4 protein-coding genes are annotated in these 3667 nt (G+C 48.6%); 3 read left to right on the forward strand and 1 reads right to left on the reverse strand.

All coding sequences use genetic code 11. The features are described 5' to 3' along the window. Positions 1–23 precede the first annotated feature (23 nt). A complete protein-coding gene (locus H6S82_RS23380; RefSeq protein ID WP_190468900.1) occupies positions 24–578 on the reverse strand; it encodes a PadR family transcriptional regulator in 555 nt (184 codons plus the stop codon). Positions 579–709: 131 nt separating this feature from the next. Between H6S82_RS23380 and H6S82_RS23385 the strand changes: the two genes are divergently transcribed. The 3 genes from H6S82_RS23385 to H6S82_RS23395 form a co-directional block, all read left to right on the forward strand. Further along, the gene (locus H6S82_RS23385; protein WP_190468903.1) at positions 710–1603 is read left to right on the forward strand and encodes a pirin family protein; all 894 of its coding nucleotides are present in this window, start codon (positions 710–712) and stop codon (positions 1601–1603) included. Further along, the gene (locus H6S82_RS23390) at positions 1593–2003 is read left to right on the forward strand and encodes a hypothetical protein (protein WP_190468906.1); all 411 of its coding nucleotides are present in this window, start codon (positions 1593–1595) and stop codon (positions 2001–2003) included. Before H6S82_RS23385 ends, H6S82_RS23390 begins: the two co-directional genes overlap by 11 nt. 220 nt (positions 2004–2223) lie before the next feature. Beyond that, on the forward strand, positions 2224–3667 hold a 1444-nt coding region (locus H6S82_RS23395; RefSeq protein WP_191056787.1), incomplete at its 3' end, for a DEAD/DEAH box helicase family protein.

A 3667-nucleotide genomic window follows, 5' to 3' on the forward strand; every position in this document is an offset into this window, starting at 1 on the left:
CCCTATCCCCTAGCCCCTAACCCCTAGCCCCTTTCTTTTAGCGATCGCTGTTTAATGACATCGATCGCTTCTACTAGCCAGTTTATGTAAGTTTGTTCTTTTCGCGTCACCAGTTCCAACACTAGGCGCTGCATTACCTCAAAACGGCTGGCAGATTCATCCCCAAGCGGTGGGAGTTCGATCGTTTCGCACTCGCTCAGCTTAGCGCGGCGAGCCGCTACTTGCTGCTCTAGCAGGTGAACGATCGCTTCGTTCGGTAGCTGGGCGGCAAAATATAGCTGCACGAGTAAGGGGTCTCGAACTATTGGCAAGGGCTGTGGGCTGTCCAGCCATCTGAGTAATTCCGCTTTCCCCGTTTCCGTTACTGTGTAGACCTTGCGGTTGGGGCGATCGTGCTGTATCTCAATCGTGCAGGTAATCCAACCTTGCTCTACCAGTTTATCGAGGGTTCTGTAGATTTGTGCCTGATCTGCGGGCCACAAATGGGCAATACATCGATCGAAGCAGCTTGTTTTCAGGTCATAGCCTGTCATCTCTTCTTGCTGAAGCAGTCCCAAAATTACGTGTGCTAGTGACATAACATCGTTTCCCTTTGCCTGTGGTTCTCTGCACAAATTTTATCTGTTACTTCCTATATAAGTTTGTGCTAGTATATGATTAATCATATAAAACTCGATCGCCGCATACAGCAGTAGCAAGGAGGAAACACATGGCAGTTCAAACCCAAAAGATCCGTACCGTCGCCGGCATCGTCAACAGCGTCGAAACACTTGAGGGTGAGGGTTTTCGCGTGCGCCGTCCGTTCCCGAAGAGTTCCTTTTCGCACTTCGATCCATTCCTGCTCCTGGATGAATTAGGGCCGATCGAACTCAAGCCGGGTCAAGCGAAAGGAGCGCCAGATCATCCCCACAGAGGATTTGAGACGGTTAGCTACGTAATTGAAGGTAGCTTGGAACACAAAGATTCCCAAGGACGTTCCGGAAAGCTCGGCCCAGGCGATGTGCAGTGGATGACGGCAGGAGCCGGTGTCGTACACTCAGAGATGCCCGCACAAGAATTTGCCGACATTGGCGGACGAGTTCACGGACTGCAACTGTGGGTGAACTTGCCTCGACGGGACAAGATGATCCAGCCTCGCTATCAAGAGATTACTGCCGATCGCATTCCGATCGCACAAACAGATGATGGCGCGGTGCGAGTCAAAGTGATTGCTGGGGAAGCTCTCGGTGTGCGTGCGGCGATCGAAACGCGGACTCCCATAATGTACTTGCACTTTACACTGCAACCCGGTGCAACGATCGTTCAGCCGGTGCCGAAAGAATACAATGCCTTCGCATATGTAATTGATGGTGAAGGCTTATTCGGTGAGGAAAAAGAACGTGGCTTAGACGCACAAATGATTATGTTTGCACAAGACGGCTCAGAAGTGACGATCGCCAATCGATCGGATGCTACCTCACCGCTTTCTGTGTTACTGATTGCTGGCGTTCCTCTCAACGAGCCAGTTGTGCGCTACGGCCCATTTGTGATGAACACAGAAGCAGAAATTATCCAAGCCTTTGAAGATTATCGTAACGGGAGGATGGGTTCAATTGACTTCTAAAACTCTTCTACAACCGACGCACCAACATCTGCGTACTCTGCGTAACAAATTGCTACACCTTCATCAAGTGCTGTTGGAAACAGAACGCATCGCTTACGAACAAGTTCGCGGGCGAGTATCGGGCGGAGAATTGCTACAACTGATCGTTCATCACCAGCAATTTAGTTGGCTGCATCCTCTTTCTGAGCTAGTTGTGCAAATTGATGAGATACTCGCATCTGACGAGCCAATAGTGCTGGAAGATGTTAAAAATGCGATCGCATCTGCCCGCACGCTACTTAGCCCCATAGAAACAGGCAATGCCTTCCAGAGCAGGTACGCCAACGCTCTCCAGCGATCGCCCGATGTCGTGTTGGCGCACGCAGAAGTTTCCCAATTTCTGATGTCTAAAATTTGGTAAAACAAAACTTATAGGTAGGTTGGGTTTGACAAAGTGAAACCCAACCTATTCTTTTTGACTAATAGGAAACGATGGTTAAATTTTTACCGCAGATGAGTACAGATAAACGCAGATAAACGCAGATAAGAAAGCGATTTTTATACAATGGATGGGATTGGATATGATATCAGTTGCATAAGTCCTGTAAAATTGTCGGGATGAACCAAAATGTGCAGAAGTAATGGCTCGTATCCCCACATTATCTTTTGACAGGGGCACCCTGATTTTGCATCCCCCTCCCAGAGGAAAAATTTGGGTAGAATACGCTACTTGGGATGACAGAGTGGAGAAGTTTCGCATCCCTGCTATCCACTATCGATCGCTTGTAGAAGCTCTGCAAGCGGAAAAAACTGATTTTATCGACGAGGCGAAGGCATTTGCGCCACTGGAACTCGTCCCCAGTGTGGAAATGGAACCCTACCCGCACCAAAGCGAGGCGTTGATGGCGTGGAAATCTGCCGGACGTCAGGGGGTGGTGGTGCTTCCGACTGCTGCTGGTAAGACTTATTTGGCGCAATTGGCGATGCAGGCAACGCCTCGCAGTACGCTGATTGTAGTACCGACTTTGGATTTGATGCACCAGTGGTACGCGCAATTGGTGACGGCTTTTCCCGATGCGGAGGTGGGGTTGTTGGGTGGCGGTTCGCGCGATCGAACTGCTATTCTTGTCGCTACTTACGATAGTGCGGCGATTAATGCTGAGGCTTTGGGGAATAGTTATGCTTTGTTGATTTTTGATGAGTGTCACCATTTACCAACGGAATTTTATCGGGTAATTGCAGAATATGCGATCGCACCTTATCGTTTGGGACTGACTGCAACTCCAGATCGATCGGATGGTAAGCATAGCGATCTCGATCGTCTCATAGGGTCGGTCGTTTATCGCAAAACGGCGGAGGAATTGGCTGGATTAGCGCTAGCGCAGCATGAGGTGATCCCGATTAAGGTAAAGTTATCGCAAAATGAGCGCGATCGCTACAATGAGTTAATCAAAATTCGCAATGATTTTTTGAAAGCAGAAAAGATTCATTTAGGCAGTTTGGAAGGTTGGCAACAGTTTGTCAGAATGAGTGCTAGATCTCCTGCCGGTCGCCGTGCTATGCTAGCTCACCGGGAAGCGAGAGAAATTGCTCTTTGCACTGATAGCAAGTTGCGAATTCTCGGCAATTTGATTGGGGAACATTACCCGGAACGCATTCTCATATTTACGGCGGACAATGCCACAGTTTATCGCATTTCTCAAGATTTTTTAATTCCGGCGATTACTCATCAAACTCCTGTCAAAGAACGCCACGAAATTTTAACGCGCTTTCGCGAGGGGGAATACAAAACTTTAGTCGCTTCTCACGTTCTCAATGAAGGTGTTGATGTTCCGGCTGCTAGTATTGCCATTATTTTATCGGGTACTGGTTCGCAGCGGGAGTTTATTCAGCGATTGGGTCGGGTTTTGCGTAAAGGTAACGATAAAAATAAACGTGCTTTGCTGTATGAGGTGGTGGCGGAAAATACGAGTGAGGAAAATACTTCTGACCGTCGGCGAGGTGTGGAGAAGAAGAACGAACCGCAAAGACGCAAAGGACGCAAAGGAAAAGAGGAAGATAAGAATTATCGGCAGTTGGAAATTG

It is taken from the genome of Planktothrix sp. FACHB-1355, from assembly GCF_014748295.1.
GTDB classification, from domain to species: Bacteria; Cyanobacteriota; Cyanobacteriia; order Cyanobacteriales; family Aerosakkonemataceae; genus Aerosakkonema; species Aerosakkonema funiforme_A.

Coding starts and splice junctions, on each gene's coding strand:
- H6S82_RS23380 (WP_190468900.1), bottom strand. CDS start 578: ATGTCACTAGCACACGTAATTTTGGGACTGCTTCAGCAAGAAGAGATG.
- H6S82_RS23385 (WP_190468903.1), top strand. CDS start 710: ATGGCAGTTCAAACCCAAAAGATCCGTACCGTCGCCGGCATCGTCAAC.